Origin of the sequence: Rhodococcus sp. PvP016, assembly GCF_017832185.1 — a bacterium.
In the GTDB taxonomy this organism is placed as follows: domain Bacteria; phylum Actinomycetota; class Actinomycetes; order Mycobacteriales; family Mycobacteriaceae; genus Rhodococcoides.
In genome coordinates, this window is sequence record NZ_JAFIBH010000001.1 from 2,689,774 (window position 1) to 2,710,854 (window position 21,081).

The 21,081-nt window shown below is 70.4% G+C and carries 18 protein-coding genes; 8 read left to right on the forward strand and 10 right to left on the reverse strand.

The window, feature by feature from the left end; translation table 11 throughout:
* Positions 1–19: 19 nt before the first annotated feature.
* The 7 genes from JOE30_RS12610 to JOE30_RS12640 all read right to left on the reverse strand — a co-directional run bounded on the left by JOE30_RS12610 (position 20) and on the right by JOE30_RS12640 (position 7,543).
* The gene (locus JOE30_RS12610) at positions 20–700 is read right to left on the reverse strand and encodes a nucleoside triphosphate pyrophosphatase (RefSeq protein WP_204867038.1); all 681 of its coding nucleotides are present in this window, start codon (positions 698–700) and stop codon (positions 20–22) included.
* Positions 697–954 (reverse strand): acyl-CoA carboxylase subunit epsilon, encoded by a 258-nt coding sequence (locus tag JOE30_RS12615; protein WP_027506905.1) that lies wholly within the window; start codon positions 952–954, stop codon positions 697–699. The genes JOE30_RS12610 and JOE30_RS12615 overlap by 4 nt, the downstream gene beginning before the upstream one ends.
* 36 nt (positions 955–990) lie before the next feature.
* A complete protein-coding gene (locus tag JOE30_RS12620; protein ID WP_204867040.1) occupies positions 991–2,379 on the reverse strand; it encodes a condensation domain-containing protein in 1,389 nt (462 codons plus the stop codon).
* A complete protein-coding gene (locus JOE30_RS12625) occupies positions 2,370–3,800 on the reverse strand; it encodes a condensation domain-containing protein (RefSeq protein WP_204867042.1) in 1,431 nt (476 codons plus the stop codon). The genes JOE30_RS12620 and JOE30_RS12625 overlap by 10 nt, the downstream gene beginning before the upstream one ends.
* The gene (locus tag JOE30_RS12630) at positions 3,797–5,257 is read right to left on the reverse strand and encodes a condensation domain-containing protein (RefSeq protein ID WP_204867044.1); all 1,461 of its coding nucleotides are present in this window, start codon (positions 5,255–5,257) and stop codon (positions 3,797–3,799) included. Before JOE30_RS12630 ends, JOE30_RS12625 begins: the two co-directional genes overlap by 4 nt.
* Before the next feature lie 76 nt (positions 5,258–5,333).
* Entirely contained in the window at positions 5,334–6,209 is an 876-nt protein-coding gene (locus tag JOE30_RS12635) for a glycosyltransferase family 2 protein (protein ID WP_204867045.1), read from the reverse strand.
* Positions 6,206–7,543 carry a glycosyltransferase gene (locus JOE30_RS12640; RefSeq protein WP_204867046.1) on the reverse strand — a complete coding sequence of 446 codons (1,338 nt, stop codon included), beginning with the start codon at positions 7,541–7,543 and terminating at the stop codon, positions 6,206–6,208. Before JOE30_RS12640 ends, JOE30_RS12635 begins: the two co-directional genes overlap by 4 nt.
* A 443-nt stretch (positions 7,544–7,986) precedes the next feature.
* Between JOE30_RS12640 and JOE30_RS12645 the strand changes: the two genes are divergently transcribed.
* The 3 genes from JOE30_RS12645 to JOE30_RS12655 are packed head-to-tail and all read left to right on the forward strand — an operon-like array spanning position 7,987 to position 12,009.
* A complete protein-coding gene (locus JOE30_RS12645; RefSeq protein ID WP_204867047.1) occupies positions 7,987–9,282 on the forward strand; it encodes a glycosyltransferase in 1,296 nt (431 codons plus the stop codon).
* Positions 9,279–10,625 (forward strand): hypothetical protein, encoded by a 1,347-nt coding sequence (locus JOE30_RS12650; RefSeq protein ID WP_204867048.1) that lies wholly within the window; start codon positions 9,279–9,281, stop codon positions 10,623–10,625. Before JOE30_RS12645 ends, JOE30_RS12650 begins: the two co-directional genes overlap by 4 nt.
* Positions 10,612–12,009, forward strand: coding sequence for a hypothetical protein (locus JOE30_RS12655; RefSeq protein WP_204867049.1), 1,398 nt, complete (start codon positions 10,612–10,614; stop codon positions 12,007–12,009). Before JOE30_RS12650 ends, JOE30_RS12655 begins: the two co-directional genes overlap by 14 nt.
* Before the next feature lie 3 nt (positions 12,010–12,012).
* Here JOE30_RS12655 and JOE30_RS12660 read toward each other — a convergent pair whose 3' ends face one another.
* Complete coding sequence (locus tag JOE30_RS12660; protein WP_239532367.1) at positions 12,013–13,674, reverse strand: acyl-CoA carboxylase subunit beta; 1,662 nt, start codon at positions 13,672–13,674, stop codon at positions 12,013–12,015.
* Between the two features lie 77 nt (positions 13,675–13,751).
* On the opposite strand from JOE30_RS12660, the gene JOE30_RS12665 reads away from it, so the two are divergent.
* The 5 genes from JOE30_RS12665 to JOE30_RS12685 are packed head-to-tail and all read left to right on the forward strand — an operon-like array spanning position 13,752 to position 17,790.
* Entirely contained in the window at positions 13,752–14,606 is an 855-nt protein-coding gene (locus JOE30_RS12665; RefSeq protein WP_204867050.1) for a biotin--[acetyl-CoA-carboxylase] ligase, read from the forward strand.
* Positions 14,607–14,631: 25 nt separating this feature from the next.
* Positions 14,632–15,174 carry a PH domain-containing protein gene (locus JOE30_RS12670; RefSeq protein ID WP_204867052.1) on the forward strand — a complete coding sequence of 181 codons (543 nt, stop codon included), beginning with the start codon at positions 14,632–14,634 and terminating at the stop codon, positions 15,172–15,174.
* Between the two features lie 9 nt (positions 15,175–15,183).
* Positions 15,184–15,867, forward strand: coding sequence for a response regulator transcription factor (locus JOE30_RS12675; protein WP_027506895.1), 684 nt, complete (start codon positions 15,184–15,186; stop codon positions 15,865–15,867).
* A 12-nt stretch (positions 15,868–15,879) separates the two neighbouring features.
* On the forward strand, positions 15,880–17,205 hold the full coding sequence (locus tag JOE30_RS12680; protein ID WP_204867054.1) for a HAMP domain-containing sensor histidine kinase: 1,326 nt from the start codon (positions 15,880–15,882) through the stop codon (positions 17,203–17,205).
* Positions 17,206–17,232: 27 nt separating this feature from the next.
* Positions 17,233–17,790, forward strand: coding sequence for a TetR/AcrR family transcriptional regulator (locus JOE30_RS12685; protein WP_204867055.1), 558 nt, complete (start codon positions 17,233–17,235; stop codon positions 17,788–17,790).
* Positions 17,791–17,823: 33 nt separating this feature from the next.
* Here the strand turns inward: JOE30_RS12685 and JOE30_RS12690 are convergent, their stop codons facing one another.
* Positions 17,824–20,277 carry a cytochrome P450/oxidoreductase gene (locus tag JOE30_RS12690; protein WP_204867056.1) on the reverse strand — a complete coding sequence of 818 codons (2,454 nt, stop codon included), beginning with the start codon at positions 20,275–20,277 and terminating at the stop codon, positions 17,824–17,826.
* Between the two features lie 165 nt (positions 20,278–20,442).
* Positions 20,443–21,033 carry a GtrA family protein gene (locus JOE30_RS12695; RefSeq protein WP_037186749.1) on the reverse strand — a complete coding sequence of 197 codons (591 nt, stop codon included), beginning with the start codon at positions 21,031–21,033 and terminating at the stop codon, positions 20,443–20,445.
* Positions 21,034–21,081: the final 48 nt, after the last annotated feature.

Consider the following 21,081-nt stretch of genomic DNA (forward strand, 5'->3'; position numbering starts at 1 on the left):
GGCGCGCGTAGGGACGGCGTCAGACGCTGGTGTCGTCGATCCCGTCACGACGCGCCTCGGTGCTCTCCCAGAGATCGGCGATACCCACGCCCACCTCGGCGAGCAAGCGGCGTACCAGCGGCAGGCCGATACCGATGACGGACGACGGGTCGCCCTTGATGCCGTCGACGAACCAGCCACCGAGACCGTCGAGGGTGAACGCGCCCGCGACGGCGAGTGGCTCGCCCGAGCGAAGGTAGGCCTCGAGGTCCCGCTCGGTCGGCGAGGAGAAGTGCACCGTGGTCCCGCAGTGGGCCGCGCTGCGTGCGGTCATCCGGCCGTCGTCGAGTCGCAGGACGCAGTGACCGGTGAGCAGGTCGCCGCTCGCACCGGCCATCGCCGCCCAGCGTTCGCGAGCGACGGCGACGTCCCGGGGTTTTCCCACGAGGTCTCCGCCGATCGACAGCATGGAGTCGCAGCCCACGACGACGACGGTGCCGGTCGACAGGTCCGGATCGTGAGCGAGGGAGTCTGCGATCACGGCCGCCTTGGCCGCGGCCAGTTCCGTGACCACCACCGCGTGCGGTGCATCGGAGGGCAGTGCCGCGGCGACCGCGTCCTCGTCGACGTCCGAGACCCGGACGATCGGATCCACCCCGGCTGCCCGCAACACGGCCAGGCGAGCGGGCGATCGCGACGCGAGTACGAACCGGACCGTCACCGCGGTCCGGTGACCCCGGTGGTGAACGAGTAGGGCGAGAACGCCGTGCCCGCACGGTGCATGGTGGACGGCCGACCCCAGTGATCCAGCACCGGGATCTCGGTCGGCCCGGCGTCGGCCGTGGCGGCGGACAGGACGGCCACGAGGGCGGCGATCTCCTCGTCGGTCGGGTTGCCCGACTCGACGCGCAGGAAGGGCGCCGAGGGAGCGGTCTCGTCCGTACCGGACTCGGTCCGGTCGTCGGCTGATGTCACGAAGCGTCTCCTCCAGGTGCAGGTGTTCCCCGAACTCTAGGGGACGGTGACCGTCGCGTCGGCCGCGGTCCGGGTGTCCACCGCGAACCGTAGGGCGGCCTCGCACGGCTGGGCGACGAGCGCGAGGTGGTCCGCGACGGCGGCCACGAAGGCCTCGATCGTGGTGCGGGCGGTCGGGTTGTCGGGGAACCGGCTCCGCAGTGCGAGACCGTCCGCGGTGCGGGAGATCCAGAACTGGGCGTCGTCGGAGACGGTGACGTTGGAGATGTGGTGGGCGTCGATGCTGCGCAGCGAGTCGTGTCCGGGGGCCGACCGGTAGTCGACGTAGGACACCATGAAGACGTCCTTGCGTGGGCGCCGGAGTCCGCCCGCGGCCTCGACCACGCGGGCGATGGGCACCTCGCCCAGCGCGACCGCGCGGCGCACCGCCGGACCGGTCGAGCGGATGGTGGCCCGGAGGTCGCTCTCGGTGACCACCTCGAGCGGTGCGTTGGTGACGAACCAGCCGACGGACGACCGCCACGCCGCGGATCGGCGGGTGTGCAGCGGGAACAGCAGGGGCACCGTGGCGCCACCACCGAGGTCTCGTACCGCGTGCGCCATGGCCGCGAGCACACCGGCATAGAGGCTGGCACCGTCGGCACGGCACCCGGTCTCGGCCGTGTCTGCCTCGCGTGCGGTGAGCAGAGCGTCGACGCGGACCGCGCACCGGTCCGTGCGCCCGTGCGGGACTCCGAGATCGAGAGGGAACTGCGGCGGAGCGCCGTCGCCCGCGCGCAGGAAGTCGACCCACGTGCGGAGCCGGTCGTCCGCGAGGTCGATCGGCGTGCCCGCGGACTCGGCTGCGCAGTAGTCGACGAAGTCACCCGGATCCGGCGCGGTCTCCGGCTCGCCGAGATAGCCCCGACGGACGTCGTCGATGACGACCGCCAGCGAGTAAGCGTCGACGTGCGCGTGATCGAACCCGCACACCACCGTGGAGACGTCCGGACGATCGATGGCGAGGAAGGTGTAGGCCGGTGCCGAGAAGGGAGCGCACGCGGTGTCGAGCGCGGCGCGCACGACGCGGTGCGCCTCCGGGACGGACTGGACCGCGACGTCCGGTCGTCGTCGGAGGGTGAGCGCACCCTGCGGATGATCCACGCGCGACGGGCCGGCGTCGGACCGCACGAAGCCGGTCCGGAGCGAACCGTGGCGTGCGACCAGCCGCTCGAGAGAACGCTCCAGGGCGTCGGTGTCCAGCCGCCCCGGCACGTCGAACGATGCTGCGAGCCACGTGCTGCCGTCGTCGACGTCGGCGAGGTGCGCACTCTGGTTGAAGGACGGCGGGACCGTCGACGGGACGGGTTCGGCGTCGGAACGCACGAGCCACTGCAGGACGACGCCGGGGCGCGGGGCCCAGGCGTCCACGCCGATCACGTGCACGCGTCACCACCGACGGCGCGGTTCCCGTTCCGCGCGACCGTCTGCAGGACCTCCCGCAGGTGCTGGTGGTATCGCGCCACCTGTCGCTGCGCCTCGGGCGTCGCGGGTGTCTGCGACCCCAGGTAGAAGTGGCGATCGTCCCGGTTGAACCACATGGAGGCGTTGGCGGTGCGGCCCTCGCCGGTGAACAGGATCGCGTCGTCGTCGGCCTCGGAGCCGTGCCCGGGGAACCAGCGGAAATCGATGTAGGACAACAGATGCGGGCTCGATGCCAGTCCGGCGCCGCCGATGCCGGACTCGAACAGCAACTGCAGCACCTTCCCGATCGGCGCTGCCGCGGTGGCCTTCGTGCGGGCGTAGGCCTCGCTCGCCCGACCGACGAGGGTGCGGAAGTCGCCGGCGCCCGCCACGGGGAACGTCACGGGCGCGAAGTTGCAGAACCAGCCCTGGGACAGGGCGAAGTCCCCGAGGTGGCGGGTACCGAGCACGGTGATGCCGGCGTAGTCGTCGCGGCCGGCGAGCTCGTGATCGGTGATCGCGACCGCGGCGAAGAGGCCGGTGACGAACTTCCCACCCGCCTCCCGGCACGCGGCGTCGAAGGCCGCGGTGTCGTCCGCGCCCAGCAGGTCCATCTCGATCGGCTCGACGGGAGCGGTCTCGCCCGGTGCGAGTCCGAGGTCGAGCGGGAAGGACGGCATCGCGCCGCCGTGGGCTCGCACGACGTCGATCCACTCGGCCAGCTCGGGGGAGTCGGCGTCGACGGCCGCGGCCCTCTCGTTCTCGATCGCGACGTGATCGAGGAAGCTCCCGGTCCACGCCGAGATGTCGGTGGGCGCGCGCTTCGACTGCGCCGCGCGATAGAGATCGATCAGCTCCGCCAGGACCAGGACCTGCGAGGCGCCGTCGGAGAACGCGTGGTCCGCGCCGTAGTAGAGCGTGAAGCCCCCCGGTCGCGCCACCGCCCCGAACGCCACGGCGGGCCAACTCAGGGGCGTGGCGTCCCGCGAGAGGCGATCGCGCACGTAGTCGAGGAACTGGTCGGGCGCCGAGCACTCGCCCGCCGAGACGGCGTGCAGGCGCGCGGCCGCCGGGGGAACGCGGCGCCGCACGACCGCGCCGTCGGCCGTCTCGAACCACGTCTGCAGTCCCTCGTGGCGCAGGAGGAACTGCTCGAAGGCGAGGGTCAACGCGTCGACGTCGAGATCCCCGACGACCTCGGTAGCGGAGCCGAGGTACGCAGTGTGCGTGCCTCCCCGGTCCGCCACCGCGCGCACGCCACGAACGTGGTTCTCCTGCAGGAACGACGGCGGGGTGGGATCGACCGGTGCGGACTCGACGAGCGGCCGTGCGTCGTTGACCGGATGCCACTCGAGCAGTTCGCCGGGTGCGGGTTTCCAGTTGCGCATCGCCGTGATGATCATGCGTGCACCGTCCTGCCCGCCCCGCTCTCGACGACGGCGCCGGCGGACTCGCGCAACACCTCCTGGAATCGGGCGAGGTAGGCGTGCACGTTGCGGACCGCCTCCTCGTGGCCGGGGAACCGGGCCGCGATGCTGAGGCCGAGCGGCGTGCGGAGGATCCAGAAGTAGACCTCGTCGCGGGAGGCGGTGGCACTGCGGAGCGTGCGCGTGTTCCACAGTGGCCACGACTCGGCATCGGGGGTGTGCCGCAGATCGAGGTAGGACACCACGAACTGCGGCACCGAATCCACGTTCAGCAGCCGCGCGACGCGGGAGTACGGCTGGCGTGCATAGCCCTTGACGGCGTCCAGGCCGGCGGCGGCGCGGCGCACGGCGTCGTCCACGTCCGAGGCGGGGTCGACGTGGACGTCGACCGGTACCACTCCCACGTACCAGCCGACCGATTCGGCGTACTGGGGCTCGAAGCGCGTGTGCATGGGCATGGTCACACGCAGTCGGCGTTCGCCGGCGAGGTCGCGGGAGGTGAGTGCGAGCGCGCCGACCACGGCTGCGGTCATGGACGCTCCCCGTACTCGGGTGTGTGCGGCGAGCGCGTCGGTGTCCGCCGCACTCAACAGGTATCGGGAGAGACTGCTCTGCCGCTCGGGACCGTGCTCGTCGTCGGCGCCGACAGGGAGGGGGAACGGGGGGAAGCTGCCGTCGGAGAGGAAGGACGACCAGGTGCGGACCACCTTGTGGTCGGGGGTCAGGCAGTCACCGGTCTCCCGGTCGACGACGCTGAAGTCCAGATGACTGCCGATCGCCGCCAGCCGTGGATCCCGCGCGTGGATCTCGAACTCGTACAGCCGACGAAGTTCGCTGACGGCCAACAGCATCGAGTAGGCGTCCATGACGGAGTGATCGGCTCCGAAGACGAGGAGGAACCGGTCCGTCTCGTCGTCCTCCGACGTCGACGAACTCGGGGCGATGTCCTCGACCGTGGCGACCACGCAGTGCGGCCACCGGAACGGCGACAGGGTGCGGGCGAAGAAGTCCGAGACGTCGGCGTGCACGTCGGATCCCGTGCGCCGACGCCCGAGTACACGCGGAACCACGTCCACCGCGTCCTCCGGGACGGTGGAGCGGACGAGACGGGCGCCGCCGTCGGCGTCGACTCCGTCCGTCGTGACCGTGGAGCGGAAGGTCTCGTGGCGAGAGGTCCACGCGCGCAGGGCTCGACGCAATGCCTCGGGGTCGTACCGGTCGTGGATCTCGAACACCGCCCCGATCCAGGCGGCGCCGATCTCGTCCGACGATCCCGTGGCAGCCTTGGCGAGGCTGTGACGGCAGTGTTCCTCGTGCGTGTAGGCCAGTGGTCGGTCGTCCCGATACCAGCGGTCGGTCGCGGTGACGGTGGGGATCCACTCGGTCACCACGCCCCGGGGGAGCGGGTGATCGGCGAGCTCGGTGAATTCCATCTTCGGTCTCACGTCCGTTCGGGTCGAGATCGCAGGGCGGGTGACGATCGCAGGGGCGACGAGGAGAGCGGTGCGCTCAGGGCATTCCGCGATCGGTGCGGGGGCGTAGGAGATGTCGCGCGGAGAAGGAACCGCTGTCGCTGTCGTAGGCGCGGATCATCACGAGTCGGCAGGCGTGGAGCACGGACACCCCCGGCACGTACAGCACGAGCGCTGCCGCAGCGAGCGCGTGGCGTCGATGCAGTCGCAGGGTTCGGGGGAGGCACGCCATGTAGCGGACGAAGGACCGCATGCCCGATTCCATCCGGCGCGGCGACACTCCCACGGTGAGGGAGGGCAGAAAGGCGTTGCGCCCGCCGGACTTCTGCACGCAGAGCCCCATGTCGACGTCCTCGAAGACATCGCGGCGCAGCGAGACGTCCTCGCGGATCAGCTTCCACGTCTCGCGGCGCAGGATCATGTTGGATCCGTACAGAACCGGGACGTCGCGGACCCCCGGCGTGGACGGCGACCGCCGCGCGAGCGGTGACCACCGCGCCTTGATGCGGGCGGCCGCGTCGCCGTAGGGCAGTTCGTACGCCTCACCGCGTCCGCACGCAGCGGCCCAGTGCTGATCGACGTCGGCGGCGAAGAAGTCGAGAATCGTTGCGGCCCAGTCGTCGGACACGCGGGTGTCGGCGTCGATCCGGGCGACGAGATCCCCCGACGCGGCATCCATACCGGCGTTCCGGGCGAAGACGAGACCCTGCTGCGTCTCGGTCACGACGCGAATCTCGGGGTGGTCCGCGGCGCGACGTCGCACGATGTCACGGGTGCCGTCCGCGGAGTTGTTGTCCACGACGATGATCTCGGTGATGCAGTCCAACTGGGTGCAGAGCAGATCCAGGCACGCGCCGATGCACTCCTCCTCGTCGAATGCCGGGACGACGACGGACAGGGACAGTCGGTTCATCGGGAGGTCTCCGTTCGCGAGGCGGTCGAATGCAGCGGGACCGTGCGGCGGTGCGCTGCCGCCTCGACGAGGTCGGCGCACCGCCGGACCGCATCGGTCGGCGAGACGAGGGCATTCGCGAGACGCTCTGCAGCAGAACGTGTCCGCGGGTGGAGCGCCCGGGCCAGTGCGTCATCGAGGGAGGTAGGGGACACCGATCGTGCGGCGACGCTCGCACCGACTCCCGAGGCCACGACGCGTCGTCCCCACAGGGGTTGATCGGCACCGACGTGACACACGAGAGTGGGCCGGCCGGCGCGCAGACCGGCGGCGGTGGACCCGGCGCCGCCGTGGTGGACGACGGCCTCGCACAGCGGGAGCACCGCGGTGTGGTCGACGGCCGACACCGAGAGAATGTCGTCCCCGAACTCGCCGGAACCGGGGGCACTGTCGCGCAGCAGCCGGTCGTCCCAGCCGCCGACGAGCAGAACCCGCCGCCCTGCACGCCGGACGGCAGCGACGAGTTCGTCGAGAAGAGCCGCGCCGCCGGGGACCGTCATGCTGCCGAACCCGATGTACACCGGTGGTGTGCCCGCGTGGAGCCAGGTGTCGAGACCGTCCGTGACCGGGGCGGCTTGCTGTACCGCGGCGCGAGTGTCGGCGTCGGGATGCAGGAAACCGGTGAGAGGTCGCGCCGGGCCCCACTCTTCCGCGAGCCCGGGGAACAGTGCCGCGTCGTACCCCTGGATCTCGGTGACGCCGGAACGCGCCAGCGCCCCAGCGACACTGGATGTCAGGGGCGGCAGTCCGAGTTCTGCTCGGAGGGTGGTGTGCGCACCGCGGGAGGCGCGCCACAGCGCGGTCTCGAGCGCCCACCACGCCGCGCGGTGCACGAACGCCGGGAGGGCCGACGGCACCGGTGCGACGGAGGCGACGCCGTTGCTGCGAACCGGGCAGAAGTGCAGGGGTGTGTAGGGAATCGAGTGCACCTCGGCCACGTCGTACGCGCTCTCCTGACCGACGGACGACCCCACCAGGACGTCGCTGCCGTCGGCCAGGTCGGTCAGCGCGGCTCGCGCGGCGCGACCTCCGGCGACGGTGACGGCCGTGACGGCCGCCAGCCGGCGGCGCGGGTTGCGCGAGGCCATGTCTCGGGTCACCAGGGGTGAGGTGAGCAGCTCCGCGGTGTCCACACCGCACGGGCGAGCGTCGAGGCCGGCGGACGCGGCGAAGGCGACGAGGTTCGGCGGAACGGCGAGCACCACACGGTGTCCGCGTCGTTCCAGCTCGGTGGCCAGGACGACGCCAGGCTGCACGTCGCCTCGACTTCCCTGAAATGCCAACGTGACCTGCATGTCTCACCCCCTCGAGCGTTGCTCCGCGACCCCCGCGAGCCGAGCATCCGCAACTGATGACCTCCGCGAACTGTTCGTGAGACGACCATTGCAGACATGATGGGACTCCGCCAATCGTGACGTCCTACGCCACACCGACTCCCCGGGGTGACGAGTGTCTCGCTGTCCGAGTTGCGCTCGGAGCCGTCGTGACATGCCACGCCGCGGCGCCGACGTGACCTGCGTCTTCGACGTATTATGCTGTCAGACTTGACAAGTCGAGTGCGGCGCTACCTGTGACCAGCGTGCGTTCCCGACCCCGAGGTCTGTCTGTGGTCCAATTCTCGGATCGGCACCACGACATGCCGTCCCGTGCGCCGAATGGTACGAACAAGTGTCACAAGCGGACGAGACGCCATTTCCGGCGCACTCCACATCAGGTAGGTCCGAGGGGGAATCGAGTCGTGCGCATCGTCATGGCCGTCAGCGGAACGCGAGGCGACGTTCAGCCTGCCGTCGTCCTGGGTTCGGAACTGGCGGGCCGCGGCCACCACGTGGTGATGGCAGTCCCGCCCAACCTCGTGGAGTCGGCCCGTGGGGTCGGACTCGAGACGGTGCCGCTCGGGTACGACACCCGCGAGCACATGAACTCGGACCTGGTCCGTCACGGCCTGTCCCGCGGGTCGGTCGCCGACCGAGCCCGGGCGCTCGCCGCACTGTGGAACTTCGGGTGGGACCAGATGGTGACGGAACTGCGCGACGTCGTCGACACCACGGAACCGGACGTGCTGCTCACCGGTATCACCACCGAACAGATCGCGCTGCCCCTCGCCGAGGCACGCGGGATCGGTCTCGTCGCGCTGCATCACGCGCCGGTGCGCTCCAACCCGCGGTTCTCCCCGGTGCCCGGCATCGACGGTGCGCCGTCGGCGGTCGTCGGACTGGCCTGGACCCTGCTCGACCACGTCCTGTGGGCGGCGACCCGGCGGCGCGAGAACGCGCTACGCCGGTCCCTGGGCATCCCCACGGTGTCGTCGCCGCTTCCCGGTCGCATGGCGCGTCGCCGGACCGTCGAGATCCAGGCCTACGACCGGGTGTTCTGCCCCGAACTCGCGGACGACTGGGAGGACACGCGTCCCCTCACGGGTTTCCTCGAGGTGTCCCCGGAGCTGCGGGCACGGATGGATCCGCAGCCGTCCGACCCGTCTCTCGACGCGTGGATCGACGACGGCCCCCCGCCCGTCTACGTCGGCTTCGGATCCATGCCGGTGACGGACCCGGCGGCAGTCCTGGCCGCCGTCGCGGACGCCGCGGCGCGCGTGGGTGTACGAGTTCTGCTGTGCGCCGGCTGGAACGACGTCGACTCCGTCGGCCCGCTCGGTGATCACGTCCGCGTGACCGGCGCCGTCGACCACGCCGCGGTCTTCCCCCGGTGCCGCGCCGTCGTGCATCACGGCGGCGCGGGGACCACCGCGGCGGGACTGCGGGCCGGGCGGCCGACGGTGGTGTGCTCGGTGTCCTCGGACCAGCCCTTCTGGGGTCGGCGGGTCGTCGCCCTCTCGTGCGGCGCCGCGATGCCCGCCTCCGACATCACGGCGCAGTCGCTGGAGAGGGCCCTGAGCCTCGCTCTGACGCCCGAGGCGGCCGCGGGTGCTGCCGCCGTGGCCGCTGCCATGACGAGTCCCGCGGAGGCGGTCCGCCGCGCGGCCGACCTCGTGGAGTCGGCCCGCCCCGCGCCGACGGACGCGGTGGTCGCATGACGGCGCGGCTGCAGGATCAGGACTTCACCTACTGGTTCCTCTCCGAGGCGTTCGGGTGGGACGTCGTCCTGCAACTCGTGTGGCGCTTCGACGACGCGGTGCCGGACGCCGACGTGACGGCGATGGCGATGGGACTCGCGCGCGGAGCACTGCATCGACGCATCGTCCGACCGTCGATTCCCGTCGCCCGCCCGGGCTGGGTCCGGTCCGACCGGGCTCCCGCCGTTCGGCTCGATGACGAGCGTGTGACACCGGACGAGGTCCTCGACTGGGCGACGCGCGATCTCGAGACCGTCGACCTCGACGCCGAGGAGGGTCGCTGCTGGGCGCTGCGGGCCACCCGGACGACCACCGGTGGATCGGCGCTGTCTCTCACCTGTCTGCATCTCGTCGCGGACGGTCGAGCGATGACGGCGGCCGCTGTGGCCGCGGTCGTCGACGCGGCCGGGGTGCGCGACGACATGGGCTGTGCGCCGACGGGTCTGGCCGCACTCGTCGGGGACGTCGGCGACGCAGCACGTCAGGTGGCCGGGGCCGCGGCGGGCGTGGCACGGACCGCCGCTGCCGTGGTGTCCGATCTCCGCTCGCCCGACTCCGGCGCCGCACGTCCGGCCTCCGTCACTCCGCGCACTCCTGCACACACCCGTGCGCCGCGGGCTCGTCCGTCCTGGGCGACGGTCACGGTGCCGCTGACGGAGTGGGACGCCGTCGCGCGGCGTCACGGTGGGACACGGAACTCGTTGTTCGTCGCGGTACTCGCCGGTGCGCTCATCGCCACCGGCTACGCCGACGACGGGCTGCCCGTGAAGGTCGGCATCCCGATGAGTCTGCGCCGGGGGGACGACGATCAGCGCAGCAACGCCACCGGGGGCGTGTCGATCTCGCTCGCCGAGCGCGTGGTTCCGGGCTCCGATCTGGGCGGTGTCCGCGCGCTGTGCCGGGACGCCTTCGCGGCGCTGTCCGCCGGACGCCGGCCGGCGATGATTCATCTGCAGCCGCTGCTCCAGGTACTCCCGCTGTCCGTCGTGACGTCGGTGGTGACGGGCGGCGGCTCCGGTATGCCCGACGTGGTCGCGTCGAATCTGGGGTCCTTCGACGGTCTCCTCCGGGTCGGCGGCCGTACCGCCACGGACGTCGCCTTCCGGGGAACGGCGCATCACGTCGACCCCGCCGGCCCGCAACGCTTCGGCGAAGGAGTGCAGTCCTGGTACCTGGAGACGGACGGTGCGGCGACCTTCGCCGTGGCCGGGTTCGACGAGACACGCGTGGGTTCCGCGCAGGCGCTGACCGCAGCCCTGTCCGCAGAGCTCACCGGATGGGATGTGCCGCATGAGTTCTGGTGACGTGACCACCGATCCGGCCCGCCCGGCAGACCGCGTGGCGGGTGCCGACGAGTCGTACGCGTTGGCGGAGCGGCTCTTCGGATGGACGGCGCCCATCCAGTACCTGTGGATCTTCCCGGCCGACCCGGGTGCGGACGCCGTCGCGACGCTCGCCGACCGGCTCGCGTCGGGATCGTTCGATCGCCGGGTGGTCCCCACCTCCGTGCCGTTCGGCCACGACCGGTGGGTGCGGGCCGAGCGCCCTGCCACGGTGTACACCGAACCCGGCACCATCGCGGACGACGCCGTGGGGGACTGGGTCGACGCCCGGCTCCGTGCGGCGGACCTCGATCCCTCCGATGGACGCGGTTTCGCGCTCGAGTGTGCGCACACCGATGCCGGACGAGTCGTCGTGGCTCTGCTGGTCTCGCACATGATCGCCGACGGCCAGGCCGTCTACGCGGCGCTCGATGCGGCTCGCCGGGGGCCGACGCGTTCGGCACTGCCCACCGGGCGGGACGTCGCCGGGTGGGCCGGCGTGCGGGGGGATCTCCGTGACGCGGGAGCGCAGATTCCGGCGGTGGCCCGAGCGCTCGCGGTGATCGGGAAGGCGGCGGCGTCGGCCGGCGCGACGGCGCTGCGCTCGGCGGTCACGCGAGGGAGTGCGGCCGTGCCGACCGCAACGCCGGTCGCGGCTCGTCCGGACGGACCCACTCCGACAGAGTCCGACACCACCCTCGCCGTGGTGGATCTCGATCGCCGCGAGTGGGTCGCCCGCGCGGCCGAGCACGGTGGTACGCCGAACAGTCTCTTCACGGCCGTCATGGGCGGGGTTCTGCGTGCGTCCGGCCATCCGACGGGGCCCGAGGGCACGCGCATCTGCATCGCGGTGAGCAACCGCGCCGACGGCGACGATCGGGCGAATGCGTCCGGGGGCGTGTGGATCCGGGTGCCCGGACCGATCGGGCCCGAGGTGGGGCTCGGTGAGATCCGTGCACTGAGCAAGGCAGCGTTCGCGAAGTACGCGACCACGGACGACGCGGTCACCGACCACCTGCAGGCGGTGGCCCGGTTGCTTCCGGACCGGGTACTCGGGCGGATGATGACGTCCATCGCCGGCCCGGACACCACCGTGTCGAACCTGGGTGCCGCGCCGCAGAGCGCCCTCGAACTCGGTGATCAGGTCGCGGAGTCGTTCGGGATCCGCGCGATCATGCAGGGCCGCGACGCCGCCGCCCGGCGTCGACAGGGACCGGCGATCGCCGCGTGGGCGGTGGAGTACGGCCACAAGGTCACGATCACCGTGTTCGGCATTCACCCCGAGTACGCGGGAGACACCCGCCGGCTCCGCGAGACGGTGTCCGCGGAGCTCGACCGGTGGTCACTCGAGCACTCGTTCTGGTGAGGTCTAGAGCGGGATGTTGCCGTGCTTCTTCGGGGGGAGGGTGACCATCTTGCGTTCGAGCAGGCGCAGCGCGGTGACGATCTGTCCGCGGGTGTGGCTCGGGGGGATGACCGCGTCGACGTAGCCGCGTTCGGCGGCGACGTACGGGTTGACGAGGGTGTCCTCGTACTCGTTCTGCAACTCCAGGCGCAGCGCGTCGACGTCGTCGCCGTTCTTCGCGGCCTCGAGGAGGCGCTTGCGGTAGACGAAGCCGACGGCGCCGGAGGCGCCCATGACGGCGATCTGCGCGGTGGGCCAGGCGAGGTTGAGGTCGGCGCCCATGTGCTTGGACCCCATCACGTCGTACGCGCCGCCGTACGCCTTGCGGGTGATGACGGTGATCTTGCCGACGGTGGCCTCGCCGTAGGCGTAGAGCAGCTTCGCGCCGCGGCGGATGATGCCGTTGAACTCCTGGTCGGTGCCGGGGAGGAAGCCGGGGACGTCGACGAGGGTGATGATCGGGATGTTGAAGCAGTCGCAGGTGCGCACGAACCGGGCGGCCTTCTCCGAGGCATCGATGTCGAGGGTGCCGGCGAACGCGGTGGGCTGGTTGGCGACGATGCCGACGCTGCGCCCGTCGATGCGGCCGAACCCGACGATGATGTTGCGGGCGCGGCCTTCCTGCACCTCGAGGAACTCGTCGTCGTCGAGGATGCGGCGGATGACCTCGTGCATGTCGTACGGGGTGTTCGGCGAGTCCGGGATCAGGGTGTCGAGTTCGAGGTCCTCGGCGGTGAGGGAGTCGGCGATGGCCCCGTCGATGGGGTCCGACGGTGCCAGGCGGGGCGCGGTGGCCTGGTTGTTCGAGGGAAGGTACCCGAGCAGTTCGCGGACGTAGTCGAGGGCGTCCTGCTCGCCGGAGGCGACGTAATGGGCGACGCCGGACTTCTCCATGTGGGTGTGGGCGCCGCCGAGGTCCTCCATGGTGACGTTCTCACCGGTGACGGTCTTGATGACGTCGGGTCCGGTGACGAACATCTGGGAGGTCTTGTCGACCATGACGACGAAGTCGGTGAGGGCGGGGGAGTAGACGTGCCCGCCGGCGGCGGGTCCCATGATCAGCGAGATCTGGGGGACGACACCGGACATGCGGACGTTGCGGTGGAAGATCTCGCCGTAGAGGCCGAGGGAGACGACGCCTTCCTGGATGCGGGCGCCGGCGCCCTCGTTGATGCCGACGAGGGGGCGTCCGGTCTTGAGGGCGAGGTCCATGACCTTGACGATCTTCTCGCCGTAGATCTCGCCGAGGCTGCCGCCGAAGACGGTGGCGTCCTGGGAGAACACGCACACGTCGCGGCCGTCGACGGTGCCGTAGCCGGTGACGACGCCGTCGCCGAAGGGGCGGTTGTCCGCGAGGCCGAAGTTGACGGAGCGGTGGCGGGCGAGGGCGTCGAGTTCGACGAACGAGCCCTCGTCGAGCAGTGCGGTGATGCGTTCTCGGGCGGTGAGCTTGCCCTTGGCGTGTACCTTCTCCACGGCCGCCTCGCCCATGGGCTTCTCCGCCTGGGCCTGGCGGGCGGCGAGCTCGGCCAGCTTTCCGGCAGTGGTGTGGATGTCGGGTGCGGCAGCCCCCGTCTCTTCCTGAGCCACTGATTCCTGCGCGGACGCATCCTGAACACTCGTCATAGACCAGCACTGTATCGACGCCGCGCCGCCGGACGTGGCAGGGGTGGTGCGTCGGCCGCGTCTCTATGCTCGGCCCCATGTGGGAGAACCTGGACAGACCGCCGCTCGACGGGCGTGCGCTCACCCGCGCACTCGTCGACGGACCCCGCGGATCGTGGTCGCGTGTCGACGTCGTGGCGCGGACCGGATCGACCAACGCGGATCTGCTGGCCGTCGCCGACACCGCCGCAGACCGCACCGCGCTGATCGCCGACGTCCAGGACGCGGGCCGCGGGCGCCACTCGCGGTCGTTCACCGCGCCCGCGCGGTCGCAGGTCATCGTGTCCGCGCTGGTCAAGCTGCCCGGGGTGCCGCCCGGATCGGTGGGGTGGCTCCCGCTGCTCACCGGTGTCGCGGTGGTCGACGTGCTGCGCACCGTCGCCGAGGTCGACGCGGTGCTCAAGTGGCCCAACGACGTCCTCGTCCGCGGCGACGAGTCGTCCGGATACGCCGGAGGCAAGGTAGCGGGCATCCTGGTGGAGGTGGCCTCGACCCACCCCGTCGTGACGGCGGTGTCCGGAGTCGGCATCAATGTCAGCCTCACCGAGGCGGAGCTGCCCGTCCCGACGGCGACGTCCCTGCAACTGGCCGGCGCCGCCGTGATCGATCGCGGCACGGTGGTGCGCGCCTTCCTGCGGGCCATGGGTTCGGCACTGGACGAGTGGCGCGAGTCGGGGTGGGACACCGCGCCGATCGCGGAGCTGTACCGCTCCCGGTGCGATACTCTCGGCCGCCGCGTGCGGGTCACGATGCCGGGCGACACCGAGTTGGTGGGCGTCGCGACCGACATCGACGAGCACGGTCGGGTGGTGATCGTGCCCGAGTCGGGTGACACCTCGCCGGTCGCCGTCTCGGCGGGCGACGTCACTCACCTCCGCGCGCTCGACGCCTGACCGACCCTTCCCTCAGGAGAACCGCATGTCGTTTCCGCAGGACGCACTGGGGCACGAGGAGGACCTGATCCTGCATCGGCACCCACATTGGAAGATGCTCGTGCTGCCGGTGCTGACGTTCCTCGTCGCGACACTCCTCGCGGGCTTCCTCGTGGGCATGATCGGACGTTCGCTGGAGTCCACGGCACGGTCCGCCGCGCTGATCGCCGTCGCGGTGGTGTGGGTCGGGCTGATCGCCTGGCGCACCGCCGTCCCCGTACTACGCTGGCGTTCCACGCATTTCGTCGTGACCGACCGCCGCGTCCTCGTCCGCCAGGGCGTGCTGTCGCACTCGGGCATCGACATCCCGGTACGGCGGGTGTCCAACGTGCAGTTCCGTCACGGTCTTCTCGACCGGCTCCTGAAGACCGGCACCCTGGTGATCGTCGCGAGCTCGGACGACCCCCTCGAGTTCGACGACATTCCGGACGTCGAGCGGGTCCACTCCCTGCTGTATCACCAGGTCTTCGACTCCCAGAATCACGGCTGGGACGACGGAGACGATCTCGGTCCCGCGCGCACTACGTAGGGTGGTCCGGTGACCGAAGTCCTGCTCGCCGAAGACGATGAAGCCATCGCGACCCCGCTGTCCCGCGCACTCGGACGAGAGGGGTACACGGTGACGGTCGAGCAGACAGGCCCGGCAGCGCTCTCGCGCGCTCTGGAAGGCTCGTTCGATCTCCTGATCCTCGATCTCGGGCTCCCCGGGATGGACGGCCTCGAGGTGTGCCGGCAGATCCGCGCCACCAGGTCCGACCTCGCCGTCCTGATGCTCACCGCACGCACCGACGAGGTCGACTTCGTCGTCGGTCTCGACGCGGGAGCCGACGATTACGTGAGCAAGCCCTTCCGCGTCGCCGAGCTCATGGCGCGGGTCCGGGCCCTGCTCCGGCGCCGCGGCGCGGCCTCCGAGGACGGCACCATCGAGGTGGGCGGCCTGCGCCTCGAACCCGCCGCGCGACGCGTCCTGCTCGACGGCCACGAGATCCCCCTGGCCAACAAGGAGTACGAACTCCTCAAGATCCTGCTCGACCACGCCGGTCAGGTGGTCTCCCGCGAGACCATCCTGCGCGAGGTGTGGGGCGACGCCGAGCTGCGCGGCTCCAAGACGCTGGACATGCACATGTCCTGGCTGCGCCGCAAGATCGGCGACGAGGGCTCGGTGGCCGAACGACGCATCGCGACCGTGCGCGGCGTCGGCTTCCGGATCAACACGGACTGACCGGGACACCGAATGAGGCGTCGGATCCTGCAGTCGATCCTCGCGGTCGTCATCCTCACCGGCATGCTGCTCGGCATCCCGCTGACCTACACCGCCTGGCTGTGGGTCGAGGACTTCACTCGCGGCGACCTGCGCACCCGGCTCGAGCGCATGGCGTCCGAGATCATCGATCAGGAGGGCGGGGACGGTCGTGTGGACGGCGGCCTCGACACCGCCTCGCTGCGGCTCGTCGTGCCCATGGGCGGGCGCCTCCTCGTCGTCTACCCCACCCCCGAGAACCCGGCGTCCCGCATGGACATCGGCGCACCGTCCGTCGAGGATCCGATCGAGGAGTCCCTCTCCATGGGCACCTCCGGGTCGCTGCTCCTCGAAGTGCCGTCCGACGAGATGCGCACCGCCCAGAAGCAGGCCGTCGGCGCGGTGGCACTCGTCGTCCTGGCCTCGATCGCGGCCGGCACCGTCGTCGCCGTCCTCACGTCCCGTCGACTCTCCACGCCCCTGCAGCACGTCGCGGGGCGGGCCGCCCGGCTGGCCGAGGGCGATTTCCGCAAGGACCCCACCCGCCACGGCATTCCCGAACTCGACCGGGTGTCCGACGTGCTGGACTCCGCGTCGGTGGAGATCGTGGGGCGCCTGCAACGCGAACACTCACTCGTCGCGGACGTCTCCCACCAGTTGCGCAGCCGGCTCACCGCGGTGCGCCTGCGTCTCGACGAGCTGTCCGGACATCCCGATCCCGAGGTGGTCACCGAGGCCAACGAGGCCATGGCCCAGGTCGACAGGCTGACCACCGCCATCGACGACCTGGTGCGGTCGTCCCGCAGTGACGGCGCGGCCGACGCCTCGACCGTGCGCGTGCGCGGCGAACTCGAACCCGTCATCGACGACTGGCGCGGCCCGTTCGCCGATGCCGGGCGCGACCTCGAGCTGCGCGGCGACTCGTCGGTCACCGCCCTCGTCACGGGTTCGCGACTCCGCGAGGCGGTGTCGGTGCTGCTGCACAACGCGCTGGACCACGGCGGCGGTCGCTGCGTCGTCACGGTGCGCCTCGTGGGGGAGTCGCGTGCACCCGCGCAGGACGGACCACGGCCGCCTGTGGTCGTGGAGGTCTCCGACGAGGGAACCGGTGTCAGTGACGAACTCGCGCCGTACATCTTCGACCGCGGCTTCTCCGGCGCTGGATCCACCGGAGTGGGCCTCGCCCTCGCCCGCGCGCTGGTCGAGGCGGACGGGGGACGACTGGAACTGCAGCGCCGTCGTCCGGCGCTCTTCGCGGTGTTCCTGCCCGCGGCGCGCGTGGACCAGGTGATCCCGGCCGGGATGTCCGAACCGCGCTGACCGGCTCGGCTCACCTAGGCTCGCGGCGTGACTGCGCCCGACTTCTATTCCGAACTGCGGACTCTGCGACTCGAGCGGGTGCTCGACGCCGGGGTGGAGATCATCGTCGACCGCGGGTGGGACGGCCTGAGCATGACCGAGGTCGCGAAGCGTTCCGGGGTGCCCCGGCAGAGCCTCTACAAGGAGGTGGGCACCAAGGACGACCTCGGTCGCGCCGTCGTGGACCGGGAGGTCGAGCGGTTCCTGGAGCAGGTGCGCACCGGGCTCGCAGCGCATCCCGGCAGTGTCGAGGACGGTATCTCCGCCGCCGTGCGGGGCGTGCTCGAACACGGTCGGGCCAATGTCACTCTCACCGCCGTTCTGCGGCCGGGGCACGATTCGGGTCTGCTCGCCCTGGTCACGGTTCACCCCGACGCCGTGTTGGGCCACGCGAACCGAGCCGTCGGCGCGTTGGTGGGCGAGAGGGCGCCGGACGCGTTGGTGGACTGCGTGGTGCGACTGACGCTGAGCCATCTGGTGCAACCGTCGGTGGACGTGGACGAGGCGGTGGACCGCATCGACCGGGTGGTCCGCGGGTTCGCCTGACCGGACCCGGGTCTGTCCCACCGCCCCCGCGCCCTACAGGTCGAGCACCAGCTTCGACGACAGCGATCGTGAGACACACATCATCACCGTGTCTCCGCGTTCGCGTTCGCGACGCGACAGCACGGAGTCGCGGTGGTCGGGAGTGCCGCTGAGGACGTCGGCCTCGCACGTTCCGCAGATGCCTTCCATGCACGACCCGATGACGTCGGCGCCGGCCTTTTCGACGGCGTCGAAGATCGACGTGCCGCAGGGGACGCTGACGGTCACCCCCGAGCGCGCGCACTCGACCTCGAACGAGTCGAGCGCGTCGTCGGGTGCCTCGACGGTCTCGGCCGCGAAACGCTCCAGGTGCAGGCTCCCGTCCGGCCACGCCGCGCACGCGTCCTCCACGGCATCGAGGAGTGGGCCGGGCCCACAGCAGTAGACGAGGGTCTCGGGCCGGGGCTCGCCCAGCACGGTGTCGAGATCGACACGCTCGCCGCGTTCGTCCTTGGCCCAGACCGTCACGCGGTCGTCGCCGTCGAACTCGTCGAGGAACGCCATGGACGAACGGGATCGTCCGGCGTACACCAGGTTCCACTCGGCTCCGTCGGCTCGGGCAGCGGCGATCATGGCGCGGATCGGAGTGATGCCGATGCCGCCGGCGATGAAGAGGTAGCTCGGTGCGGGATCGAGTGCGAAGTGGTTCAGGGGCCCTCGTACTCGCAGAGTGGATCCCTCCGGCAGGTGGTCGTGCACGTGCGCCGAGCCGCCGCGGCCGTCCGGCTCGTGCAGCACAGCGATGGTCCACGAGGACTCGTCCGCGGTGTCTCCACAGAGGGAGTAGTGCCTGACCAGGTCCGGACGCAGCATCAGTTCGACGTGCGCGCCGGGCGCCCAGGACGGCAGCGATCCGCCGGCAGCATCGGTCAGGACGAGTTCGACGACGCCCTCCGCCGCGGTACGGCGGCGTGTGACCCGCACATCGAGGGGCGTCCGGTCGGCTCCGCCGCCGTCGCGGCGCTGTCGAGGGGGTGTGACGGTGGACGTGTCCACCACGGGAGCGGTGTCGTCGACGGCGTTGTCGGTCCGTCGGTCGGTGCGGTAGGTGCCGTGCCGTCGACGCTCCCCGCCCTTGGGCGTCGTCGTCACCATCATGGAGCTGTAGCCACGAACGAAGTTGGACTGCACGCGCGTCGGCTCTGCGAGGACCTCGATGTCGTCGAAGCGCGTCAGCAGCTCCTCCCAGAGGATCCGCAGTTGCATCTCCGCGAGCCGGCTTCCCATGCAGCGGTGGGTGCCGATGCCGAACGCGAGGTGGTGCCGTGCGTTGCGCCGGTCGATCACGAAGCTGTCCGGGTCGTCGAACGTGCGCTCGTCGCGGTTGGCCGAGGCGTACCACATGACGACCTTGTCGCCCTCGCGGACGAACTGCCCGTTCAGGACGGTGTCCCGAGTCGCGATGCGGCGCATGTAGGCGAGGGGCGTCTGCCACCGCAGGATCTCGTGGACCATCTTGGGTACCAGGCCCGGATCGGATCGGAGGCGGTCGAACTGCTCCGGGAACTGGTTCAGGGCCAGCAGTCCGCCCGTCATCGAATTGCGGGTGGTGTCGTTGCCGCCGACGACGAGCAGGACGATGTTGCCCAGGAACTCCATCGGGCGGTGGATCAGGTCCTTGGTGTCCTCGGACAGCTGCATGAGGGTGATGAGGTCGTACCCGGGCTTCTCGCCGGCCGCGAGGCGCGCCGCTTTGTCGTGCCACAGGGCACTGAAGCTGCGCGCTGCTTCCGCTGCGGCCCGATACGCCGCGTCCGTGTCGGTGGACCCGCCGGTGGCCGACGCGCTCGCAGCCACCAGATCGGTCCACTCGACCAACTTCCGTCGTTCCTCGTACGGGAAGTCGAGCAGTGTCGCGAGCATCCGCGAGGTCAACTCGATGCTGACCCGGTCGACCCAGTCGAAGGGCTCGCCCACCGGGAGCTCGTCGAGGACCTCCGCGACCCGCGAGCGGATGAGCCCTTCCATCTCCTCCAGATTCCGAGGTGCGACGACGCCCTGCACCGCAGCGCGCTGCTGGTCGTGGCGCGGTGGGTCCATCGCGATGAACATCTCGATGTCGAGACCCTCCGGCGGTGTGCCCAGGATGATCTGCGGCTCCGCCGAGAAGGTCTCGACATCCCGGTCGACGGCGACGACGTCGTCGTAGCGCGTGACCGACCAGAACGGCCCGAACGCGCTGTCGGCCCGGAAGTGCACGGGCGACTCGTCTCGCAGTCTCCGGAAATAGGCCTCCCACGATCCCTGCCGCCACAGGAACGGGTTGCTGACATCGATCTCGGTCAGATCCAGCTCCGCCACGTCGGGAATCGCGGTTTCACGGAAGTGCGGCTGCCCGTCGCTCACCACGAGCCTCTTCGCGCGCTGCCACAGATGCAGTCCCTGGATCTGCCGCTCCATCGGGACCAGTGCCTGTGTCTTCGTGATGATCGTGTCGCGAACGCTCATGACGACTACCGCCTCGGTGATGGTGTGGTTCTGACGACTGGGATGACAGAACTAAACCATGTGTATACGAGGATGACAATAGTTGACTGTTTGTCGCACCTCAGCGGTATAGCGGTGGGCGGCCCGTCACCGGGCGAGTGAGGAGAGGGGGCCTGACGCGTCGCGTCAGCTGTGACCCATGAACTGCGTCTGCTCGTCGTCCGGGTCGACGTCGGGATCGAGATCGGGGTCCGGCTCGTCCTCGATCAGCGGGTTCGCGATGATGCCGCGGCCGTTCTCGTCCGGGAACGCGAAGCGACGCAGTGCCCAGAAGCGGAAGACCATCTGCAGCAGATTGCCGATGACGTAGTTGAGGACGAAGTCGATGATGATCAACGCGGTGAGGGTGGTCTGTCCCTCGCGGATGTCGAAGACGTTGTTCGCGATCCAGAGCGGAGCGGCGGCGAGGATGACGCCGATGCCGCTGATGGTGAAGAACAACAGAGCCTCGTGATGACGCTCGCGGCCACCACGGTTCTTGAACGACCACTCGCGGTTCAGGATGTAGCTGAGAATCGTGGCCATCACGCCGGAGAAGATCTTGGCGACGACGGGCTTCGACTCGAGCACGGTGAGGCTCAGGGAGTAGAAGATCGCGAGGTCGAACACCATCGTGGTCGCGCCGACGATCGCGAACTTGATCAGTTCGGAGTGGCGGAGGGCGATGCTTCGGAACGGCTGCGGGATACCGGCAACCACACGGTCGATCAGAGGCACGGTGACCCACTTTACGAAGAGCAGTGACCAAACACTAATCGGACTCGT